General features: G+C 45.3%; 17 protein-coding genes and 2 riboswitches. Of the genes, 14 read left to right on the top strand and 3 right to left on the bottom strand.

Translation table 11 applies throughout. From position 1 onward, the window contains the following. Window positions 1–22 precede the first annotated feature (22 nt). A complete protein-coding gene (locus J3P34_RS06735) occupies window positions 23–2977 on the bottom strand; it encodes a serine hydrolase domain-containing protein (protein ID WP_246853582.1) in 2955 nt (984 codons plus the stop codon). 812 nt (window positions 2978–3789) lie between these two features. Here J3P34_RS06735 and J3P34_RS06730 point away from each other — a divergent pair. Together J3P34_RS06730 and J3P34_RS06725 are read left to right on the top strand one after the other, a co-directional pair. After that, on the top strand, window positions 3790–4737 hold the full coding sequence (locus J3P34_RS06730; protein WP_210487330.1) for an FtsZ/tubulin family protein: 948 nt from the start codon (window positions 3790–3792) through the stop codon (window positions 4735–4737). A 148-nt stretch (window positions 4738–4885) separates the two neighbouring features. Continuing rightward, the gene (locus J3P34_RS06725; protein ID WP_210487327.1) at window positions 4886–5509 is read left to right on the top strand and encodes an archaemetzincin; all 624 of its coding nucleotides are present in this window, start codon (window positions 4886–4888) and stop codon (window positions 5507–5509) included. Between the two features lie 199 nt (window positions 5510–5708). Here the strand turns inward: J3P34_RS06725 and J3P34_RS06720 are convergent, their stop codons facing one another. Then, entirely contained in the window at window positions 5709–7220 is a 1512-nt protein-coding gene (locus J3P34_RS06720) for an alpha/beta hydrolase family protein (RefSeq protein WP_210487325.1), read from the bottom strand. A 506-nt stretch (window positions 7221–7726) separates the two neighbouring features. Beyond that, window positions 7727–7822, top strand: a riboswitch (SAM-I-IV-variant riboswitch). A 566-nt stretch (window positions 7823–8388) separates the two neighbouring features. On the opposite strand from J3P34_RS06720, the gene J3P34_RS06715 reads away from it, so the two are divergent. The 5 genes from J3P34_RS06715 (at window position 8389) to J3P34_RS06695 (ending at window position 13533) form a co-directional block, all read left to right on the top strand. Next, window positions 8389–9558, top strand: a complete 1170-nt coding sequence (locus tag J3P34_RS06715; RefSeq protein ID WP_210487323.1) for a hypothetical protein — start codon at window positions 8389–8391, stop codon at window positions 9556–9558. Between the two features lie 53 nt (window positions 9559–9611). Beyond that, the gene (locus tag J3P34_RS06710; RefSeq protein ID WP_210487320.1) at window positions 9612–10127 is read left to right on the top strand and encodes a L,D-transpeptidase family protein; all 516 of its coding nucleotides are present in this window, start codon (window positions 9612–9614) and stop codon (window positions 10125–10127) included. A 3-nt stretch (window positions 10128–10130) separates the two neighbouring features. Next, window positions 10131–11141 (top strand): transglutaminase domain-containing protein, encoded by a 1011-nt coding sequence (locus tag J3P34_RS06705; RefSeq protein ID WP_210487318.1) that lies wholly within the window; start codon window positions 10131–10133, stop codon window positions 11139–11141. A gap of 630 nt (window positions 11142–11771) precedes the next feature. Further along, a complete protein-coding gene (locus J3P34_RS06700; protein ID WP_210487316.1) occupies window positions 11772–12698 on the top strand; it encodes a DNA-processing protein DprA in 927 nt (308 codons plus the stop codon). 313 nt (window positions 12699–13011) lie between these two features. Then, entirely contained in the window at window positions 13012–13533 is a 522-nt protein-coding gene (locus J3P34_RS06695) for a hypothetical protein (protein ID WP_210487314.1), read from the top strand. A 118-nt stretch (window positions 13534–13651) separates the two neighbouring features. On the opposite strand, the gene J3P34_RS06690 is transcribed toward J3P34_RS06695, so the two are convergent. Next, entirely contained in the window at window positions 13652–14143 is a 492-nt protein-coding gene (locus J3P34_RS06690) for a hypothetical protein (RefSeq protein ID WP_210487312.1), read from the bottom strand. A gap of 381 nt (window positions 14144–14524) precedes the next feature. Continuing rightward, window positions 14525–14620: riboswitch (SAM-I-IV-variant riboswitch) on the top strand. A gap of 112 nt (window positions 14621–14732) precedes the next feature. Between J3P34_RS06690 and J3P34_RS06685 the strand changes: the two genes are divergently transcribed. The 7 genes from J3P34_RS06685 (at window position 14733) to J3P34_RS06655 (ending at window position 21488) form a co-directional block, all read left to right on the top strand. Continuing rightward, a complete protein-coding gene (locus tag J3P34_RS06685; RefSeq protein WP_210487310.1) occupies window positions 14733–15596 on the top strand; it encodes a hypothetical protein in 864 nt (287 codons plus the stop codon). Window positions 15597–15929: 333 nt separating this feature from the next. Then, window positions 15930–16688, top strand: coding sequence for a hypothetical protein (locus J3P34_RS06680; RefSeq protein WP_210487308.1), 759 nt, complete (start codon window positions 15930–15932; stop codon window positions 16686–16688). Window positions 16689–16739: 51 nt separating this feature from the next. Then, a complete protein-coding gene (locus J3P34_RS06675; protein ID WP_210487306.1) occupies window positions 16740–17162 on the top strand; it encodes a hypothetical protein in 423 nt (140 codons plus the stop codon). A gap of 436 nt (window positions 17163–17598) precedes the next feature. Beyond that, on the top strand, window positions 17599–18573 hold the full coding sequence (locus J3P34_RS06670) for a hypothetical protein (protein ID WP_210487304.1): 975 nt from the start codon (window positions 17599–17601) through the stop codon (window positions 18571–18573). A gap of 46 nt (window positions 18574–18619) precedes the next feature. Next, the gene (locus J3P34_RS06665) at window positions 18620–19861 is read left to right on the top strand and encodes a hypothetical protein (RefSeq protein WP_210487302.1); all 1242 of its coding nucleotides are present in this window, start codon (window positions 18620–18622) and stop codon (window positions 19859–19861) included. Between the two features lie 30 nt (window positions 19862–19891). Then, the gene (locus J3P34_RS06660; RefSeq protein WP_210487300.1) at window positions 19892–20854 is read left to right on the top strand and encodes a hypothetical protein; all 963 of its coding nucleotides are present in this window, start codon (window positions 19892–19894) and stop codon (window positions 20852–20854) included. Then, entirely contained in the window at window positions 20844–21488 is a 645-nt protein-coding gene (locus tag J3P34_RS06655; protein ID WP_210487298.1) for a hypothetical protein, read from the top strand. Before J3P34_RS06660 ends, J3P34_RS06655 begins: the two co-directional genes overlap by 11 nt. Window positions 21489–21554 lie beyond the last annotated feature (66 nt).

Genomic DNA, 21554 nt, shown 5'->3' with positions numbered 1-21554 from the left:
CGCGTATGTGTTTGCCGCGAAGTTACGGTTTAGGCTCTAACGATTGATATACTACGTCATGAATCCGGGTGCGGATGTTGTATTTGAGTAGTTTATCGTTCTCAGAGTCTGGATAGACGCGGTTGGAGAGGAAAATATAGATGATGTTGTTCTCGGGGTCTACCCAGGCACCAGTGCCCGTGAAACCCGTATGCCCGAAGGTGCTCAGCGGCGCTAGGGTGGAGGTGGGGCCGTTCCCGTCTGGGTCGGCTTTGTCCCAGCCAATGCCCCGGCGGCTGTTTTTGCTGCCGTTTTCAGAAAACTCACTCACAACGGGCGTTTTGAAGTACTGCTGCCCGCCGTACTTCCCGTTCTGCAAATCCATCTGCATAAGAATGGCCAGGTCGTTGGCGTTGGAGAAAAGACCTGCGTGCCCTGCCTTACCTCCCAGCATGGCTGCATTGCCGTCATGCACCGTGCCTTGCAGCGGCACCCCCGGTTTGAACTGGGAACTGGGCGCGGTGGGCGCAATCTGCTCTTTCAGGAATTTGTTCAGTGGGTTGAAGGTAAGCGTGGCGGCGCCCAGCGGGGCATAGAAGTTCTGCTCCAGGAAATCAGGGAGGGGTTGATTCAGCAGGCGCTCGGCAATGCGTTTCATGATGTGCAGCCCCAGGTCTGAGTAGCGGTACTCAAATTTGCCGTTAGGCAGGCGCTTGCCCGCCAGTTCAGACTTTATCACCCACTTCCACACCGAGTCTTCCAGCCGTTTGTTGCTGTACATTCCGGGCACTACCAGGTTAGGGTACGCCTCAGAAGGCAGGCTGTCATAATAGATAGGGTTCAGTTTGCCGTCTTTAAGGGTTTTGGTCCAGAAGGGGATATAGGCCACCAAACCTGCCTGGTGCAGGAGCACGTCGCGCACGATGAGGTTGGCTTTGTTGGAGCCTTTCAACTCGGGGAGGTAAGTCACCAGCCTGGCATCCAGGTTCAGGCGACCCTGGTCTTTGAGGAACATTACGGCCTGCAAGGTGGCGGCCACCTTGGTGATAGAGGCCAAGTCATAAATGGTTTCCTCGGTTACCGGCTGGGTACGGTCATAGGTGTAATAGCCGTAGCCCTTGTCCATGACCACCGTCCCGTCTTTGACCACCAGCACCTGGCAACCCGGCGTAGCAGCGTACGCAATGGCCTCCAGCGCGATGTTGTCAATCTGCTTCAAGATGCTGGAATTCATGCCCACGCTTTCGGGTACCGAGTATTTCAGGCGGTTTAAAGAAGGGGTAGAGATCCCGAAGCTAGCCTTGAACTTGGGCGAAGCGGTCACTGGTAAGCGGCCGTTGGCCGGAAGCGCCCCAAAAAGCACCTGCGGGATGACTTTGCGAGTTACCTCGTTGTCTTCGTAGCCGCACACAAGCCAGTCACTGCTCTCAAAGTTCTTGAGGCTGTAAGCGTTGCCCATGACCACTACCACTACTTTCTTCGTGGGGTCGCGCTGCAGTTCTCTAATAAAGCCCAGGGCGTTGCCCGATAAATTGTAGTTGTTGCCGGGGTTGTTGTTGAGGTTGTGCAAGGAGACCACCACCACGTCGGTGCCGGCCAGATCGCGGCGGATACCCGCGTACACGCTGTCTGGCGCTGTGCGGCTGGTCACCGCGAACTTTTTGAACGAGGCGTATTTGTCCAGCGTCTGGGTGAGCACGTTGTTCATGCCCGCCCCCACCGATACCGAGGCGAACTCCGTGGTGTCCAGCACCCGGAAAGGCAGCAGGTCGTTCTTGTTGGCCACTACCGTCACTGCCTGCTCATACAACTGCTGTTGCAACACTTGGCTTACCGGGCGGCTCAAATCCTGTGAGAGGTTCTCCAGGTTCACTGGTGTGTACTGGTTCAGGCCGGCCCAGTACTTGGCGTGCAGCATCTTTCTTACCCTGATCTCAATGTCCCGCTCTGAGATGGTGCTGTCCGCGATGGCTTTTTTGATGCTGGCGAACGCTTTGGGCACGTTTTCTGAAAACAAGAGCACATCGTTGCCGGCTTTCAGAGCCAGGGCATCCACTTCGCCGGGTTCATGGTAGCGGGTCACACCTTTCATGTTCAGGGCATCGGTGAAAACCAGGCCCTCATACTGCATCTGGCCTTTCAGGAGGTCATTCACCAGGTAAGGCGACAAAGTGGCGGCCCGGTTGGCGATGGAATCCAGCTTAGGCACGTGCAAATGCGCCACCATCACGCCCATCACTCCGGCATCAAAAGAGCGCTTGAAGGGGTACAACTCCACCTCGGTGAGGCGGGCCATGTCGTGGGAGAGCACGGGCAAAGAGAAGTGCGAATCAGCATCGGTGTCGCCGTGGCCGGGGAAATGCTTGGCTACGGCAATAATGCCGTGGTCCTGCAGACCCTTGATGTAGGCGATGCTGCGGGCCGTTACCTGCTCTTTGCTCTCGCCAAAAGAACGGTTCCCAATGACCGGGTTGTTGGGGTTGCTGTTCACGTCCACTACCGGTGAGAAATTCACATGGATGCCCAAACGCTTGAGTTTCAAGGCAATCTCACGGCCCATAAGGTACACATAGCGGTCGTCCTGAAGAGCCCCCAAGGTCATCTGCTTGGCGAAATGCATGCTGCTGTCCAGGCGCATGTCCAGACCCCACTCGGCGTCGGTGGCTACCAGCAAGGGAACTTTGGCGAGGCTTTGGTAACGGTTGGTGAGTTTGGCCTGGCGTACGGGACCGCCCTGCATGAACATGACTCCGCCAATGCCATACTGGGTGATCAGGTTTTCGATTTCGCGGATGTGGCTCTGCGGTTTGTTGGAGTACGCTGCCACCATAAAGAGCTGACCAAGGCGCTGGTCAGGGGTAAGAGATTGATAGACACTGTCTACCCAATGTTGCTCTTGTTCAGAAATGTTGCCCCGGCCTTTAGGGCCGAACCCCGATAAAGCCATCCAGGCGCCCATTACTACGGTCAGTAGCCACAGGCTATATCGCTTTAGCATTTCGCAACGCGTAATTTAATTTGAATAACTGTTTCATAGGGCTAATTTCGCAGAGGAAAACTAGCCGCGGCTGAGTGGCTCTGAAGCGTTTTGGGCCGGAATTTGAAAAAACGGCATAAAACAGGATTTGTTCAGAACGACTCCTCCCCATTTAGGCTCTAACCCCGTTTCCAGTGAATCCCTGTCCTTTCAGGACTGGAAAAGAACCGGAAAAAGAGCGAAAAGCCAGAAGGTTAGGGAGGTAAGGCCGCCGTTTAAGCTGGTAATATTACTCAAAAATTTGCTTCGGTGTCTGAAAAGTTGGCGAAACCCCCTGGGTTCACCGCCGGAAAGGCAGCCCCCGAAGATGAAAATAAACACTACGCAGGGAAGTTTGTATGGCAGAAACCATTGATTTGGATGGTTGTGTTTTCCAAGTCCTGAATAAAGGTTCTCAACAATCCCAACTTCTTTTTTCCTGACAGTCTGTGGTCCTTTGCGGGTGAACTTGCGGGTGATAAAAGGCCACAAGTTGCGGGTGAAATACATGCATACCATCGCCATTTTGCTCACAATTACTTGAATCTAGCAAAGGATTACCTTTGAGTTTAGTACACACCCAGCTTTATCCAATTCCTGCAGCAGGAAGTTTGCAAGCTTGCATAAACGCAGTAGTGGTTGCCTTCATCTGTACCTTTGAGCCAAGCCTATTGTAGGATGCTTATGAGCCCTTTCTTATCTTCTCCCAAAATCAGAGACCAGAAAAGTCACTACGCCCATCACCCTTTACCGGAACGGCGGATCCGTTATGCAGAAAAAGGAGGTATAACCAAATGAGATTTTCAAAGAGGCCACTGATCAGGTTGATCGAAGTGGGAAACGCTTTTTCTAGAGGGGTTGAGAACTTTAAAGGAACGCCTTCTAAAGGCAATTGTCCTGAATCCTTCGGTTCACCTTTGGCAATTTTATCGGAAAACGGTCCATCAGGTATTCCAATGCTTCGGATTGTGCCTGATGGGGAAGGATGGGATGCTATTGACTGGAGCAGGGGATCTGTTATTAATCAGGTACTGCCGGGGGTACAGGCCTTTTTGGAACAAGGGACTGATATAGTATTCGTGGTCTTTGATCCTGAAGACAGCTATTCAGAATTGGCTGCTCCATTGATTGCCGGGAAAGCCAAAGAAATAAGGGTGCTCACCATCAGTGTCGTATTTCTGCCTTTTTCCCCGAAAGAGAATTTTGAAGGATTATCTGCGAAGGAGGTCCTGTCCGAAATTGAAAGGTGTTCTGATTCGATTTTCGTCATGTTACCTGATGCATCTTCAGGTGTTGGGGGAAATCCCCTTGCTGAAGAGGGTTTTCAGCAGGGTAGGGATGCTGTAATGTCCCTGGTGGAAGCATTCGTAAATCTCCTGGATGTGAGAACCGACCTGAATGTTGATCTGGAGGATGTGCGCTACGTGTTAGTTAATGCGGGTGTCGCCCTCTTAGGTACTTCCAAGGCTTCTGGCCCGGGACGTTCTGCCCGTGTAATAAAAGAAACCATGGAATTTGAGGGAAATCTCAGCAAAGAGTTGTTCGGCGCCCGAAGGATTTTGATATCCATAATGTCAGGTGCGGAGATAGAAGTGGAAATGGAGGAGTTGTTAGAGATAACAGATGCTATCCAGATAAAAGCAGGGGAGGAGGCGGAAGTTATCTTCGGTCACGGAACAGATCCATCCCTAGGGGATAATATCCAGGTAACATTGGTGGCCACGGGCTTTCCGGAAAGATAAGCAATAGTGTGTTTCTTTCCGGCTTATACGATTTTATCTAGATGACAAGGTTGTTTTTACTTCCTAAAGTTGGGTTACTTCTGACATCAAATGTAAGTCTAATTTCTGTGACAGCCCACCTTCGCAAAAAAAACTATAAGATTCTAAGGTGATAAAGCATTTATTACCATTGGTGTTGCTATTTGCCACCTGCCTGACCTCTTGTAAAGAGCTAGTCGTCAACGATTTACGTGATTTTTTTTATAAAAGGGAAAAGGTTCTATACCTGACCACCATGGGACCTGTCTCACAGGAAAAAGTGAAAGATGCGGCTAGGGTGATAGAGAAATTCTATGGGTTCAGGGTGAAGTTTATTGGGAGGAACAAACTGCCTGAAGAGGCATACTGTTCAGCCAGGAAAAGATACGTTGCCCTACGCGTCCTTAATCATCTTAAAGGCATGAATCCTGGTGAACTGTTTCACTGTAATTATAAGCTGTTGGCATTAACCGAGAGGGACATCGAAACAGAAGGTAGAAATGTACACTGGGGAGTGATGGGTCTGGCGTTTTTAGGGGGTGATGAAGGTATTGTATCCGGTTTTAGGATGAAAGGCAAGGAGGCCAGATTCAGAAAAGTGATCTTACATGAAGTGGGCCATATGCTGGGAATTAACCACTGTTCCTTTGGGGTGACCGCCTGTTTCATGAACGACGCGAAGGGCAAAGGGGCTATCGTTGACAGAACAAAATTTTACCTCTGCAATGGATGCAGGGATAACATGAGTTTTTAATTGTTTTAACTCCATTAAACCGATAAGGCTAGTCAATACCCGGCCGTATCCTTCCAAAGCCGAACCCCAGTTCATCAGCGTAGACAAAACTTTTGGCAGGCTACTTATCTAATAGTTCCGAAAAGACAAATGGTGGCTTTTAAACCGCTCAAGCCGTGACCACGGGTTCGGCATTGTGAAAAGTGTCTGGATAGTTTATCTAAGGTCCGGGCTTGACTTCCATAAACGTGGCCACCTGCTCAGCAAAGACATCCTCCGAGATACGGTGCCCCATTTCCTCAATACTAATCAATGACATCCCTTGTTGTTCTACCCTGCGGTTGATGTATTCCAGATTGTCTCGGTAAACAATCACGTCGTCCTTTTTGCCAAGCACGATGCAGGTTTTACTGTTTTTGAAAGAGGGAAAGATGATGCCGGACAGATCAGGCCTCGGTGTGCTGGTGACGAAAGCGGGATTAAACAGCAGAGCTGGTTTATCAAATAACCATGACAGCAAGTGACCAGTGTGCCCGCCGAAGCTTGAGCCTATGATTATGTCAGCAGATTTGGCCAGCTCTAAAAGCCGGCAAAAATATTTTTTTTCTAGGTAGGCAATGGGAGGCGAAATCACTTCTCCGTATTGCTCCAGTATTTCTCTTTTAGAAGGGATAAGTGAACCTCCATATCCATGCAGGTACAAGATCTTTGTTTTGGCGGAATCGGAGAAAACGTTCCCCTCTGCCTCCTGGTTTGTTTCGGGCAGAGACAACTCAACTAACTCTTCTTCCAGTTCTGTGTCAAGCTCTGTCCTCACCCCCGCAAATTCATATAGCTGTTTGAAATCGTTCTGGTGCAGGTGATAGAAGTATACTTCTTTAGGATAGGGAAACCTTGTTTCATTTGCCTTGAGGAAATTGATAAAGGAATTATACTGTCCACCACGCCAGGGAGTGAGGCCCAGCTTCTCTATCCTGTGAAGGGTACAATAACTTAGGATTTGCTCATTGCTGTCGGTTTTCATGAGGGGAGACGCTTTAGGGGCAACTTTCTGCAAATTCCGGGCTTCATGCGGGGAGCAGCGTACCAGAAGGGAATTCAATACATCATAGTCATCCCAAATATTCTTCCGCTGGACAGTGACCTTTCGGTTGCCGGCCAGAAAAGAAGCAGGAGAGCCCGGTTGTTTGGTTACTTGCCAGACGCAGAACCCGTTCCCGTTATGGTGGTAGTCCGAGAACACGGTTGGGTTTATATATCCCTCCGCTTTGTCGTCAAGCAATACTGCCTGATGCGGAAGATTGAACATTTTTTTCCATCGCCTGTGGCCGTAATACTTTGGACAGGAGATATGCAGGTATTTCTCCTTCAGGACAGGCAGAATGGTGCCCATGCTCCAATTTCCGTTGATGGGATAGGATCCCCCACCTTCCCACAATCCTTCGTTGATGCACACAAAAGCATCAAACCTGATGCCTGCCTCTTTAAAAACTGCTGTGGCCTGGAGTGCAGTAAGACCAATGGTGATGACGTTCTTCTTAATATTGAATGTTTTCTGGAAGCAGTAATCTACTAGAACCACATGATCGAATGGCAGTGCGAAATAGGCATCCCTGACTTCCCTTCCGGAGGCATAGTATACCAGGTTGCGGCCGCTCTGCAGGCGCTCTCTAAGCAGAAGTGTCAATGAATGTAATTCTTGCTGAGACTTTTCGATAGAGGTTCTTTGCATATAAAAGGGTTATGGGTGGAGGCAAATTAAACATTATTTATGTTAAGGTGATAAAAAGTTGCAGTAAAACCCTTTAATAATGATTTCTCCGCAAGCTTGTGGAATCAGCGTGTCTTCGCCATTAGCCTAGCTTTCCGGCGGAATTGTAGTTAAGAATAAATGAATGTTTTCTGCTTGCTTCTTTAATCTCCATTGTCGCACTATGACTTGTCTGTACTTTGTCACTTTATCAATAAGGTACTACGGGAGTTATTTGGTTAGCCTAAGCTGATGGAGGGATGTACAAAGGGGAGGCCATTCATCTTATACCACAAATCAATATAAGCAATGTATAGAACTTTCATGCCAGTACCTTATATATGATTGCCTGTTATAGATGACACAGGGAAAGACTTTTCCAAAGAATAAAAATAAAATTCCTGATATTGCTTTGATTATATATTCAAATCCTCTATATTTGCATCATAATTGAATAATATCCACTAGATGTGCGGAATTCAATTCATGCAAAGCATTAAGAGTGCCTGTAGGTACGGCAACCGGGTCTAAGCTCCATCGGTGCCAAAACAATGCGCGGCTTCTGCCGAAAAAAAAGCTTTAGTGTATCATCGCCCAAAGCTTTCCTTTTTTAGATTTCAATGACTTTTACAGTCAGGCTTGTTTGTCTTTCTGTTTAGTCTCAGGCAAACCATGTTTAATCCTAAAGCCTCCACTCCGGGCTTTAAAGGATTCAGCGGCCGTGCTCGGCACATCTATGTGCTTTTGGGGAGGTGTCTTAGAGCATCTTTGTTAAACACCTGATGTCCAACCTTGAGTGTATATTCCTAATCCTTATGCCTGTTGCACAGGAATCAGGAAGGCGCAAATGTCTTTTTTAACCTTTAAAACCATATAACTAAACTATGAAAAACGTGATTGTAGCTAATTGGATCGGAACAGGTGACATAGAGGTGTTCAGCTCTTTGAAAGGGTTTTTGGAGTATTACCCTCATTACAATGAATATACCATCACTAATTACCTCTCCAGGAAGAAGGTGCCTTATGTAACAGAAAAGTTGACCCTTACTAGGGTGTCCTTCAACAGGAGAAAAGCCCACTAGCTTTTCACCCGTTGACCTGGTACTAATGACTTCTTCTATTCTTTCAACCTGTAAAATATCCTGCTAATATGAAAATTCACCTTCTTCGTTCCAGTTCCTTTTCTAAAGAAAGCTATACAGAGGTGCTGATGCTTTTAAAGACCGTGTCCGGCGGGCCACTGAAATTCATAGCCTGCCCTGAGCTGGGCCACAGGTCATTATGGAGGAAAGAGGAGGAGTTAAGAAAGGAGTACCAGGGCAGGGTAAGTCAGTTGGCAGGTTCCTACAGCTCTGATGAAAGGGAAGAGAAGGAAAGTACGTTTATGGAATGGTCTGACCTTTTTAACCTGTGCTCTATCTATAGAGAAACTTATAAGATTCCAGAAGAGGAGTTTGTTATATTCCTTACCCCAATTCCCAATCCCAATTTTTGGTTTTGCTCCTTTGCTGATCAATCAAAAGACATTTTCATCCATACAGATGAATGGGGGGAATACCTGCCGTGTAGTTCTGTGTACCCTATAGCGTACCTGGTCATGTCCCAGGTGTTGCAGAAATTATTCTATGGGAGCGTGGGAAGGAAACTGGAACAATCCCATGAAGAGCCCAAGGGGTGTATGAATGACTTTTGCCGGGAGAAGGCACAAATTCTTTTCAAGCTGAGAACTGCCGATATCTGCCCTGATTGTATTGATGGAATGGTGGAGGTAGGTGTCCAGGGGGATATCATCAACCAGGCAATTGCTTTATTTGAGCTTGTCAGAAAGGAGATGTTATTCCGGCAGAGATTCAAACAGCTTCCCAGCCGGATGCATATATCTAAGGGGAATGTGATTCACCTGGTAGACTACCAGAATAAGGTGATAGACCTTTCCCCGCTGGAGAAAACAATTTACTTTCTGTTTCTCAGGCATCCTGAAGGAATTATTATATCCAAAAGAGGTGAGTTGAAGCCAGAGATAGAGTCTATTTATAAAAAACTGAATGTGTACAGCCCTAAAGAAAGTTCATCAGAAAACTATGAATCCCTGAAGGAGTTTACTGAAAAATTTACCGAAAGCGTGGACCTGTTGGTAATCACGAAGGAAAATTCTTTCAGTGAAAAAGTTTCCAGAATAAACAGGAAGCTTGTAGATGAACTAGGGGAAGAAACAGCCAAATATTATGCTATAGGAGGAAAGGGTACAAAGGTAAGGCATGTATTGCTTGACCGTAATCTCATCACCTGTGACAGTAATGTGTTTGATAAAGTAGGATAATCAGTTGATGTAGTGTAAAAGATAATGATGCCCTTTAATCGATCATATATTCAATGAAAAGAATTGTTCCGGTTGTTTTTGCCCTGTTTGTTTTCTTTTATGTTATAAGCAAAGGAATTGGTTCTTCAGGTTTAACAAATAGTGTTATAATACACAAATTGGTTGTCATTAAATCAGAACGGCAATTACTGGCTTATTCAGGCGGTAAGCTGGTGAAAACGTACAGAATTTCCTTAGGTAAAAAGCCTGTCGGGGATAAACAGTTTGAGGGAGATAACAAAACGCCGGAGGGTCTTTATACCATAAACGATAAGAACCCCCACAGTGGATACCACAGGAACCTGGGCGTCTCCTACCCTAATGCCTCTGACAGGCGTAAGGCCGCCCAGCTTGGCAAGCCGGTCGGAGGGAGTATCAAGATCCACGGCCTACCCAATAAAGTTCCTTTTTTGGGTAGGCTACACCTTCTCTATGACTGGACAGCCGGTTGTATGGCGGTGACGAATGAGGAAATCGAGGAATTGTATAACGCTGTTGCCATTGGCACCCCTATAGAAATAAAACCTTAACCTATGCTACCGAGAGTCATGGCTAAATCAATTCCAAAGTTGAAAGTGATCATGCTGGTGCTTGGTATGGCAGGGTATTGCCAATTTGCTACGGCGTCTGAAAGCTATTCCTTCAGAAAAGTGGAAAGGCTTTTTGTCAGGGGGCAATATGAAAAAGTACTGGAAGAGATCAGGTTGCTGGAGAAAGGAAGGTTCGGTAAAGAAGGCAGCCTGAAGTATTCCATGCGTAACGAGGTACGGTATTACCATTACAAATTATCAAGCCGGCTTCTTGCAAATAGAACAGGTTCGTTAAAGGAATCAATAGGATTGTATAGAAGATTGCTGGTGCTGGACAGCGCTAGGCAGTTTCTGGTGCAACCGCAATATCAGGAGTTCAGGGAACATATAATAGAGTCCCTGGAGAAAGCCATTGCAGGAAATCAACTAGCCTTTTCCAAGTTGCTTGTGGACGTCCTGGCACTCCAGGGTGACACGGTTCCGGCTTATTGGCGGGTATATCCAACAAAAGAGGCACTGCAGCTTGCAAATAAAGAAGCACTCAGGGAATTCATAAAGAAGTATGATTACGCAGAGGTAGACAGAGATGCGTTGCTGGTAGAAAAGCAATCCAGTATTGAAAATCAGGCTTGGGCTTTAACCAAAGAGTTAAAATATGATTTCGAGAAAGTGCGTGCCATTTATATATGGATCGTGCACAAAATCTACTATGATTATAACTACCGTATTTATGATGGCCTGACAACTTTCAAGGCGAACAAAGGGGTGTGCAGCGGTTTCAGTTACCTTTTTCAGGAAATGTGCTTAAAGGCTGGAATCAAAGCCTTTCGGGTAGTAGGGAAGGCGAATAATAGCCCCATAACAAACCATGCTTGGAATATGGTGGAGGTGGAGGGTTTCCGGTTTTTGATTGAGACTACCTGGGCATCATGTGTGAAGGAAAAAACAGATTACTACTATTTCATAAGTGAGAAAGAGCTCTCGAGAACACACAAACCAGAGAAAGTGTATTGACCTGTCCTTTTTATTGGGGGCAGATAAACGGTGGGTACAGGATTGTTTACGCCTAGTACCAGGTAAGTAAAGGTGATATGGTAAAAAGAATTCAACCCACCCGCCCACCGAACCATCTCCTGTTCATGGCATAGATAAAGCCCTGGTCAGTTACTGGAAAACCAGACGCATCTCCTAAAACTGCATCCAGGCAGCAGTAAGGGCACTGAACTGTTTTTTCACCCCTACTTCCTTCCTCTGGAAACCACCCTTCGGGGAATTCAGTGACGGAAAAGATTCTGGTGCAGCAGAAGCAGCCACAGAGACTGCTCTCCTTTACCTGCTTCAGGTTTCCGAGGCTTCTGCGATGGGCTTCCTTTAGAATTTGGTCTGTGTAGTCCGCCATATTGGTTTTTGTCCAAGGGATTGAAAATACCTATGCCTGTGGTAGGCCAACAGTTGATGTCACCAGGCAATGTCTGTGAACGCAAGATCTGGAATTATTCCGGGTTATAACGGGCTTGGCAAGCTTGCGGTAAACTGACGGCTAAGCCCGGTACTTTCGGGTAAAATGGCCTGTTTTCCTTATCATGGAAAGCCCCAAAGTGCAATATAGGAGGGAATGTCTTTTCAAACCTTAAATAAAAAAATATGATAGAACCTTCCAATTTACTGTTGCTGGAGAATATTTCCTGTATCACGTCCCGTTCTATTGAAACTGTCATCAGGTTCTTAACTGAGTATCGGAGAGGCTTTCCGAGTGCAAACAGGGGAGTGGTTAGCCTGTTTGCGGCGGCCTATAACCGGTACGGAACCTGTATGGTGCCTCCCCTGGAAGCTATATCGGTTGCGCGTAAAGTCAGTGAACGTATTATGGCCTTATCCGGGGAGAACGGAATCAGGATCATTTCCCGCTTTGACGCAGATTACCCAAAGGCGTTCCGTTTGATGGAAGACATGCCTTTGCTGGTTCATGTCAAAGGAAACCTGGAGGTGTTGAACAACCAGGCCGTCGCTATCCTGGGGAAAAAGGAACCCTCTGCTTTCACCCGGAAAGAAGGGCCGAAAGTGGCGCAGTTGGTTTCCAGGGAAGGCTTCACCATTGTCAGCGGTCTTGCGGCAGGCTGTGATTCTATTTCCCATAGGGCAGCAGTTGAAAGCCATGCTCCAACCATTGCAGTGATGGCTGGCGGCCTGCATGACATACTGCCTGGGGAAAATCAAAACCTTTCCCAAAGGATCCTGGAAGAGGGGGGATTGCTGCTGAGTGAGTATGCTTATGGAGAGAAGGCCAGAAGAGGCACCTACATTGCCAGAGGCCGCCTGCAGACAGCCTTAAGCAAAGGCGTGATTATTTTAGAGACCGACCTAAGCGGAGGCACTATGGAATCGGTACGGTATGCTGCAAAGCAGAAAAAGAAATTAGGTTGCCTTTACCCATCTTTAGTCGGAGGCGAATACAATGAACAGTTTGCAGGCAACCAATTTCTAATGAACAAAAATAAAGCAGTAAAACTAGACAGTCAGGCTGTTATGAGTTTATTTCTCAGCTCTCTGCAAAATAAAGTTAAATATTGATAGTTTGGTATAAGAAATATCTTTAGTCAATTATTGTCAATCATTTGATTTCTTCTTGAACTTGTTTAAAAGATGTTGTTCAGTTGATAGATTCCATCTTAAATTCACCCAAATGCACAACTTTGGGGATAAAAATCATGCGAAGGTGTTTGAAAGAATGGACGAATCAGTAACGTTATGGGAGCCAGTTGCGAGTTTTTTAGAAGAGGAATACTCTAAATTTAAACTTCGGAAATAATCAATCTTCAATTAAATTCAAATACATTGGGTAGATACCCTTGTAAAGCCCAGTGCCTTTTTGTTTTCATATCTTATGATGTTGAATAACCCTGAATCAGTCACCGGAAAAGAAAGGTCAAAAGTTATTGAAGAGACCTTTAAGAAACTAATCAGAGAGGATACTTACCTGCATTTGAATTTCGTGGAAGAATTCAAACAGTATAATGCTGTGGAGTTTTCACCAGAATTTAGTGATAAAAACTCCTCTCCAGCGGGGGATAAACATTCTGGTATTAAATATGCCGAAACGAGTTCTTTGGGTGGTGCCTTTGCGGAACAACAGGGAAAGGAAGGCTGGTTTTGTGGCGAAGACTTCATTGAGTTCCGTCAACCTAACTGGAAGAGTTATCTTGACTATTTGAATGAGAAGTATGGCAAAACTCAAACCTGGACTTTCTTCCCCTATCCTTGTGAAGACAGTAGAAATAGGAATTGCAGTGCACTTTATGGTCTTGTTGATATTTTTAATAAAATGAACATGGAACTTGCAATGGAAGGGTTTGAAGAAGATGATGCCGTGATTAGATGGAAGAAGAGAATTGCTCTCAGTGATTGATCAAATATTGCTGGGCTTCATCATCGACGAAGTTTTTGACTAAATGGAATAGTAAGATTTGCTACTATTAATTTATGCTAATCTTCCTATTCCATTTAAGGTGATCCAGTAATAGGCTTTAACTTATTGGATGAAGTTTGTAGTAAGCACCGTCTAAAAGTTCAAAGAACAACTCACCTTTGTGATCTTGCAGTGTGAAGTTAGTATCTGACCAGAAAGTAGAGTTTTCCTCTAAAGATTTTAGAATCTCGCCAGATCTAGTGTTATCTAATGTGCTTAAGAGTTCCTCTTTGGAAACAACTGGTAAGTAAAGCGAAGCAAACCTTGATTTCTCCTCCACTGGAAGTTCACTGAAGTTTTCGTGTAATAATTGCGGGACTAATCTAGATAGCTTCTTTATGTCCTGGTGGAATTTGGCATCTTCGATATTAAGATGAGCAAGTTTGATCTCACCAATTATTTCAACCTGACAAGTTAAGTAGTCATTTCGGTCATTGCTGCCCGAGCTGGCGCTATTTAAAGCAAGTTCAGGGGAAGGGCTGGCATAAACCGAATGCCGTCGGTTGGGAGCTTCGGTTGGGCGTAGTAGCTCCCAGATGTTGTCAATCAAATATGGCACGTTGCTCGGAACCCTACGGGTCTGCAATCCATGATATATCTTGTTTGGATCAAAATTGTGTTTTGGGATTGCTCTAAAAAGGATGTCCATGAATTCAGAAGGATAAACGAGATTGAAGAATTAGACAGGTATGGTATATTTATAATTTGTTTCAATCAGCAACATAGCTTCTTTACCTGTGAAAGCTGCGTTAACTAATGATTTAGACCGATTATTGCTGGACTTAAGAATATTTGAGATTGGTAAGTACAAATAAATACTACTTAGGGAGCTAATCTAGTAAATGTAAGTATTATTTTGATTATATATATTAATTCGCTATATTTGTATTATAATTTATGACTGTCCTGAATAAACCAGTGACAGCATTCTACAAAGCATTAAGAGTGCCTTTAGGTACGGCAACCGGGTTTAAGCTCCATCGGTGCCAAAGCAATGCGCGGCTTCTGCCGAAAAAAAGCTGTAAGCGCTACATCGCCCAAAGCTTTCCTTTTAAAAGTGCCATGGCTCATCCCGGCAGGCTTTTACAGCCTTTCAGTTTGGGTCTTAGGTCAACTATGTTTAATTTTTAAAGCAAATCATGGGCGAACTGTCTTTATTGAGTAACAACATTGAATTAATCTTACAGCATAGCGAGCAGATTAAAACCTATGCACCCTATACCTTCAGCAGACTAATCATAAAGAACCCCCGGAGGCTGGGAGGACAATGGTATGAGCAGAATATGTTCATGGGAGCCTACGTAGAGGTTTGGCATCAATATCTGCAAAAATCACCTGAGCCCGCTATCCTTCCCCTGTATATTGGATCTGGAATGTTTGGTACCATCTATAAGTTCCTGGGGCTTTCCCTGGCAGATAAAGTGCTGGTGAAAAAGGTCCCGGTTGGGAAAATGCACACCTCCTATATGCGGAATCCCATGTGGGCATTTATCCAGACTAACCCCATAAAAGGACTGGGGATCCCCTTGTCACAAGTAGTGGAAGAGATCAAGGCCGGTAAACCGGTGGAAGAAAGGGAGAGTTACCGACTACTGAATTTAAGGGAGGATTTCTACCGATCTGTAGGTGCCATCTCTGGTATCAGGAGCGAAGGGGAGCATGACCTTGCCTACAGTTTGGAGCAGGGGGTGAATTACCAGTTGATGATACAGGTACATGCTATTATACTCCTTGAACTGTCAGATAGGGAGAAAAAAGAGCTGGTGTTTGGGGGAAGTGCCGTCGAGTTGAATGATATGGTGACAGAAACCCGGAAGGACCTTGCCGCTCTTGCCATGGAAGCCGGCTTTACCCACCACAATGTGATGGACTCACGGACCAATTGGGCCAAAGTTAGGTTCACCAGACAGATTTCCTCCATTGATGAGGTTTTGGAAGGAAATACGATTTCATCAATGTGTGGCATGCTGTATGCCATGCGGAAAAGAATCCGACGATTGTAACCAAGGCAGTCAATCCTGCAAGCTTGCGGGAAATTCAAAATAAGAAGCGCACCTTATACCTTTGTATCATGCTTCAACAGCAGGTTTTGTTAACCGAGTTTATAGCTTCTAACAAGAGTTGCTTCTCAAAAGCTCTTAGTAGCTCTGCAACTTTAAGGACTATTCATAGCCAAGGCTTTTAACACTAGACTGTAAGTCTGAGGCCACCTTATTGGTGGTGATACATATATAAATATTCATATTCCTGACTTTGCATTTGCGAAATGTTTCAGTGGCTTTCAATTGGCTGCTCAGAGTCCCTATGCCTGTTTTTTTAATCTTAAAAGATATTCCATGACTAAAACCAATCTCTTCAATTTCAAAAGCACGTTTTTGAATCTTACACAGTACACAGTTCCTTATGGAGAGGAACATACCATCAAACAGTACTTACCAGAGGGCATAGAAGAAGACCTGAACGGTAATTTCTTTATCAGCATTGGAGAGTCAACAACGTTGTTTACTTCCCATTTAGATACTTGCTCTTACTATAGAGAGAAGGTAAATCATGTTATAAATGGAGACATCATTGCTACGGATGGAACAACTATCCTGGGAGGTGATAATAAGGCTGGTGTCACCATATTGCTGTACCTGATCAGTCAAAGGGTGCCAGGTACTTATTTCTTCTTTGTGGGAGAGGAGAGGGGTACAATTGGCAGCAGGGCAGCATTGCGTGGTAATGAGCTGTTCTTTTCTAAATTCCAAAGAGCAGTAGCTTTTGACAGGAAGAAGGAAGGTTCCATTATCACGCATCAAAGAGGAGAAAGATGCTGCAGTGATCAGTTCGCCAAGACATTGTCCAATCAGTTCGGACTCCAAGGAGTAGAATATACTGCAGATCCTACTGGTATATACACTGATACGGCTGTTTTTACAGATATCATTCCTGAATGCACTAATCTTTCAGCAGGAGTGTGGAATGAACACAGTACTCAGGAGTATGTAAATATCAGAGTTGTGGAACAAATAGCCAGAGCCGCCGCCCAGGTACAATGGGAAGTACTGCCTTCCGTTCGTGTCCCATTAAACGGTCAAAGGCAGGTAGCATAGGCTTTTAAGCGTCAAACAATCTAATACATTCACTTTAACTTGAATAAAACTATGAATAACCCTATTGTACCTCTTAATCTGCATGAGTCTGGCCTAATCAGAGAAATTCTGGAACAGCGTATGCCAGAATTGGATACCACGATCAATAATAGACTTTCCGCGCCAGAGGAAGCAAAGAAAGCGCTGATCTCCAAAGAAAGTATAGCTACATACCTGAACGCTCAACCAGATGAGACCGGCCGCGTGGCCCTACCCCCAGTGCTTTTCTCAGCGTTGCTTTATAATATCAGAATGGCCATATGCAAAAGAGCCGCAGCCATGGTTTCTCTTTTGAATGATGAAAGCCTTGCATCAGAATTGAAAATTCAGTTAGCACAGGACTCAGCCTTATTACTTGGCCTTATCAGAACTTTTCAGGATCCTTCCCTGCCAAGGCTAAATAGTTTAGGTACTTCTGGCATAGATAATAAATAGAAGCGAATGTTGATGATTCTCATTAATGAAGTATTGCATCGGACTGAACGCAGTACTTTTTACAAAACCTATGATACCGTTAAAGACCTGTATGGGGTACATAGCAATACTGCTGGTACGTTTCTGGAGCCCATGTTTTTACATTTATTCAAATTCGAGAAGGGGAATTTCGTGGTGGTGGACCAATTGGAGCAATACTTTGGCATAGACCTGAAAGGGAGAAGAATTGAGCTTACTAAACAGGAAGAAGATGAGTGGAGATCTTTCATCATCAAGAGCTCAGTTTGTAATTGCATAAAAACTAAAACAAAAGACACTTGCAGTTATTGTGGTGGCCATGGGAGTCTGAAAAACAGTTATGGGTTGAAATTGCTTTCCACCTTCTTTTAACATTTTACTCTTTTATATCGAGCTCATATTTAATTGTATATAGCCTATGCCTCATGCCTATCAGGTAACTTCTAACGGATACTATTTCGGGTTGCAGTACCAGGGGAAAGATGTGATTCCCTGTGTTTGCAACAAGCTTTGGCGGATCGCAAAGAATCTTGTCGCATTCCGGCAGGATAGCCTTTTTGGTATTTATTCTATGCTTGAGAACCGAATACTGTACGAACCAACCTTATGTGCAGAGGTACCCTATTTCCGGCTGATCAACAACAAGGAGGATACCTTGGTCACGAGGTCTCGTTTTATTACCTCCAATCCCGGGGTTTTCACCAAGACTAAGGAATATCTGGAAACATGCGACTTCCTGCTGTGGGAAGGGGATCGTCTATTAGTGCTTTCTCCAGAGGGGATTATTGTGATAACGCGGAACGGTGAAATAAGAAATTACAAAGGGAAGAAGAAGGAAGAGGCTGTAAACCGCCTTATGCAGCGCTGCCTTTATGAAGATGAATACTATTCTGTGCTAACAGGAAAGTTATCTGACTTTGATTATCTAACAGAGGCAGACAAGGAAATTGATGAGGAAAACTTTTTAGGTGTACTTGTCCCCCATAAGGTAGGGCCAGAAGAAGAAAATGTATCTGAAAAATCAGAATGCTCTTCAGACAATCTGGAATGGGATGAACCAAGCTATAAACACTACGACTATACAGGCATACCTCCTGTTATCAAAGGTAAGTTCATAAGACACCTTAACTGCTTTTTTGATACCGCCACTAATGAAAAATTAACCAGGTTCCTGATCTATCTAGCATGGTGCCATGCCAATGGATTTGTGAAGTATGATCAGAAAGGTAATTGTACTATTGATCCCTGGTATGCCTCGCTCCCTGACTATATCGAATCCGCCGGAACTATCGACCGCCTGTACGAAGCCCATCAGTTAAAGGGCTTGCAGAGCCTGCTTTACTTCTCACCGGTAACCGACAGCTATCTTGAGGTGCTGGCGCTTTTGAACTAGTAACCCTCTTTAATCAAGATTAATCAGAACGAACATGACTAATGGTTTGAAAACCACTACTGCCGGTGACCTGCTTATTTTACCTGGCAAAAGCAATGCAGTCATTTGCAGAGTGACGGGTGATGAGATAATAGTGCTGCAGGAGTTAGATTTTAATTTTACAAAGAATCAGCATGTATTTGGGGGAAATAGATGGATTTTGGCCTTTTGCGGGCATGAACTTGATGAGTTGGGAGAGCCAATAACAATTTTTAAGCAGATGAGGCCTCCGTTTCTGTACAGAGCCAGACTGGATGAGAAGGGCAATCTTGAGCGCTTCCCTAATATTTATTTACCCCGGCTAGAATTAAATAAGACTTTGGCTATTTCAGGAGATGTGGTGTATATGGGCGGCCATTTAAGCAGAAGTAGTCACAGCGAAAACTATGGAGGGGGAGAAATAGCTGGTTTCATGAATTTGCTGGAAGAACAGCCCAAGTGGCAGCGCTTGCCCATTCCTGTGGAAATGAATGCTGGAAAGAGCATAGATGACATACTAATCTATGATAAAAAGCTCGTGCTGGTGGACAACATACAATTCCCGAAGTACCTCTTTGAATACGATATCACGAATCCTCTGAAGCCCGGTTCTACAAAAACCATTAACCTGCCCAATAACGGGACCTATGAGCATATCTACAGGGGTTGTATCAACAAAGACTGGATGGCACTATACTCCAGTGGGGTAGGTCGAAGGGGGGTGTGTAATTATGTAACAGTACAGCGGCTACCATCCTACAAACAGGTGCTGACCGTGCATCTTTTGCATGATGTGGAGCATGACCTTGAAGGGTGGAACGAGGGAAAACCGTTTGACCTGAAGGAGGAACTGACGAAAGCTAGAAGTAAGGTAAGGATAAGTGACTTTGCTTTGGCAGGGAACGTGTTACTTGTGGCCTGCGGGCACCATGGTATCATTTCCTATTCCCTTCAGGAGTTATGGGAAGAGTACTCACCTGTTCAGCCGCAGAGATTTGATAATGCCATTAGTGAGAAGGAGGATTCACAGTCTGGGAAGCAGGACGTTTCCCCAGTATTAGAAGCTTCCGCTGAGGGGAACAGCTATTGGGAAGTTACCAGGGTTATTAAAAACCTTGCCAGGGAGGGACAAAGTGAAGGCAGATTCTTTAAGCCCGTTGGGTTTGAGACAGTTGATAGGTTGGTTCAACTTCCGGATGACCGAATCGTGGCTGTGAGCTTCGGTGAAACCGGATGCAGGCTGGATTACAAGGTGCTTTCCTTTTCCTGATTGTCCATCTTTTTCTTTCATCACCCTAAAATGAAAAACATCCAATTACTGTTTGAACACCTGTCATTCCTCCTCGATTCTTCAGAAGAAATCATTGGCCATCCACCTTACTACTACAGCAGGATACAGGGTGCTGGCATGGAAAGGGTAGTATCGAAATCCATACCGCTGGGAGCTTTGCTTGAGTTTTGGAATGAAGTGCCGGTAAATACTGCGGGTATGATTCTGCTGACAAGCGATACTTTGGGCTCTGATCCTTCTTTGGCGAAGGAAGCAAAACGCTTGGAGGAGGAAAGCGGTTTTGCGTGCAGGTACCCTGTGTCAGGGATCCCAAGACATGAGCTTGTCGGCATTCTAAATCGGTTCATGCGCCAATTTGAAGGAAAAGACCTGCCGATAGCGGTTCCATTGGAGCTGGTTCTAGAGGAACTCCAGGCTAGGAAGCCAATGGAACAACGCTATAGCTATCGCTACCTTACTATGGAATCAAAGCTGAACGACTCAATAATTTTCAGGACTGGTACGAGTGCCTTCTGTTCAAAATTGCTTCACCCTGCTGGCGGTAGAAAAAATCGCCGCCAAATACAATCAACGGTGTTCTTTTTCCTTCAGCAAGATGAGGAAATGAACCTCCAGCTTGTCATAGGGTTGCGGGTACCCACTGTGTATCCACATGGCAGGGGGCTCAGTTTCATCACGTCTGGTAGGGCAGCCAGGGTAGCCGAGAATCTGCAGAACTGCTACTCGGAGATGGAGATGCATTTACTTGAGTCAGGTTTTGAAAAACAAAAAGCCAGTGTAACCCTGGAGTCCATTGGGATTAACGGGGTATTCCGAAAAAATAGTACGGGGATATTACCAGAGGGGAAGGAAGTGGAGACTTTGGCAAGCCTGCTGGTGAAGTTGAGGCAGGTGCTGGAAAGGTGCGGTTTTTGGGAAGAGGGAAATACCTGGTTTGAGGTAGACAGGGAAACCGAAATACATGACTATTGATTTATACTGCCACTTAGTTTTGGAAAGCTCCACTATATTGACAGCCTATACTTTGAAAACCTTTTTCCTGAATTTTCTTAAAAAATTGCTGCTGGTTGTTTCTGTTTCCTTGTTTCTCCTGTTCCTGTTTGGCAAAGAGATGGGCAAAGCATTAAGCGTTCATTTCAGTGAGATGAATGATAGGCGGGAAAGAGGAAGCCTGACTTCTATGGACAAGCTCCAATGCAAAGCGTTGTACAACAGTATGATTTACCTTGGGTGGTTATTCTACCCGGAAGCAGCTGAGGTGCTTCATCATTACCTGTATGGGAAGGGGGCTGATCTGTACTTGGAGCCAAATTATATGAGAAGCTCCCCTGTTGTGCAACTCGCCTTGAGCGGCATGAAAACGGGAGATTTAAAAACAGTTGCCTTCCGGCAGAATAAAGACTGGCGCCTTTCCTATGCGGTAAATGGTTTCACTCTGAAAAAGAAGCAAAACAATGTTTTACTATCTCAAAAAATCATCTTCTCCAAAGACAGAAAGATAGTTACAGACTTGAACTTTTATTTATTCAAGGTGCGGGTTCCGGATGGTTTGATCCATGTGTTGGAACCATCTCCCTTTGTTGTGTACTGCCACTGGCAACTATAATCATATTAGGTTTGACCTTTGAAAAATCATGTTAACCCTTCGCCCCGTGTGCAGGGGCTGGGAGTC

Origin of the sequence: Rufibacter aurantiacus (assembly GCF_017916345.1) — a bacterium.
GTDB classification, from domain to species: Bacteria; Bacteroidota; Bacteroidia; order Cytophagales; family Hymenobacteraceae; genus Nibribacter; species Nibribacter roseolus.
The sequence above is the reverse complement of the archived record's forward strand: the minus strand, read 5'-3'. Positions and strand labels throughout refer to the sequence as shown.

What these genes read in the sequence shown, in the direction of transcription:
- J3P34_RS06735 (WP_246853582.1), bottom strand. Translation starts at nt 2,977, where the DNA reads ATGCTAAAGCGATATAGCCTGTGGCTACTGACCGTAGTAATGGGCGCC.
- J3P34_RS06730 (WP_210487330.1), top strand. Translation starts at nt 3,790, where the DNA reads ATGAGATTTTCAAAGAGGCCACTGATCAGGTTGATCGAAGTGGGAAAC.
- J3P34_RS06720 (WP_210487325.1), bottom strand. Translation starts at nt 7,220, where the DNA reads ATGCAAAGAACCTCTATCGAAAAGTCTCAGCAAGAATTACATTCATTG.
- J3P34_RS06715 (WP_210487323.1), top strand. Translation starts at nt 8,389, where the DNA reads ATGAAAATTCACCTTCTTCGTTCCAGTTCCTTTTCTAAAGAAAGCTAT.
- J3P34_RS06710 (WP_210487320.1), top strand. Translation starts at nt 9,612, where the DNA reads ATGAAAAGAATTGTTCCGGTTGTTTTTGCCCTGTTTGTTTTCTTTTAT.
- J3P34_RS06705 (WP_210487318.1), top strand. Translation starts at nt 10,131, where the DNA reads ATGCTACCGAGAGTCATGGCTAAATCAATTCCAAAGTTGAAAGTGATC.
- J3P34_RS06700 (WP_210487316.1), top strand. Translation starts at nt 11,772, where the DNA reads ATGATAGAACCTTCCAATTTACTGTTGCTGGAGAATATTTCCTGTATC.
- J3P34_RS06695 (WP_210487314.1), top strand. Translation starts at nt 13,012, where the DNA reads ATGATGTTGAATAACCCTGAATCAGTCACCGGAAAAGAAAGGTCAAAA.
- J3P34_RS06685 (WP_210487310.1), top strand. Translation starts at nt 14,733, where the DNA reads ATGGGCGAACTGTCTTTATTGAGTAACAACATTGAATTAATCTTACAG.
- J3P34_RS06680 (WP_210487308.1), top strand. Translation starts at nt 15,930, where the DNA reads ATGACTAAAACCAATCTCTTCAATTTCAAAAGCACGTTTTTGAATCTT.
- J3P34_RS06675 (WP_210487306.1), top strand. Translation starts at nt 16,740, where the DNA reads ATGAATAACCCTATTGTACCTCTTAATCTGCATGAGTCTGGCCTAATC.
- J3P34_RS06670 (WP_210487304.1), top strand. Translation starts at nt 17,599, where the DNA reads ATGCCTCATGCCTATCAGGTAACTTCTAACGGATACTATTTCGGGTTG.
- J3P34_RS06660 (WP_210487300.1), top strand. Translation starts at nt 19,892, where the DNA reads ATGAAAAACATCCAATTACTGTTTGAACACCTGTCATTCCTCCTCGAT.
- J3P34_RS06655 (WP_210487298.1), top strand. Translation starts at nt 20,844, where the DNA reads ATGACTATTGATTTATACTGCCACTTAGTTTTGGAAAGCTCCACTATA.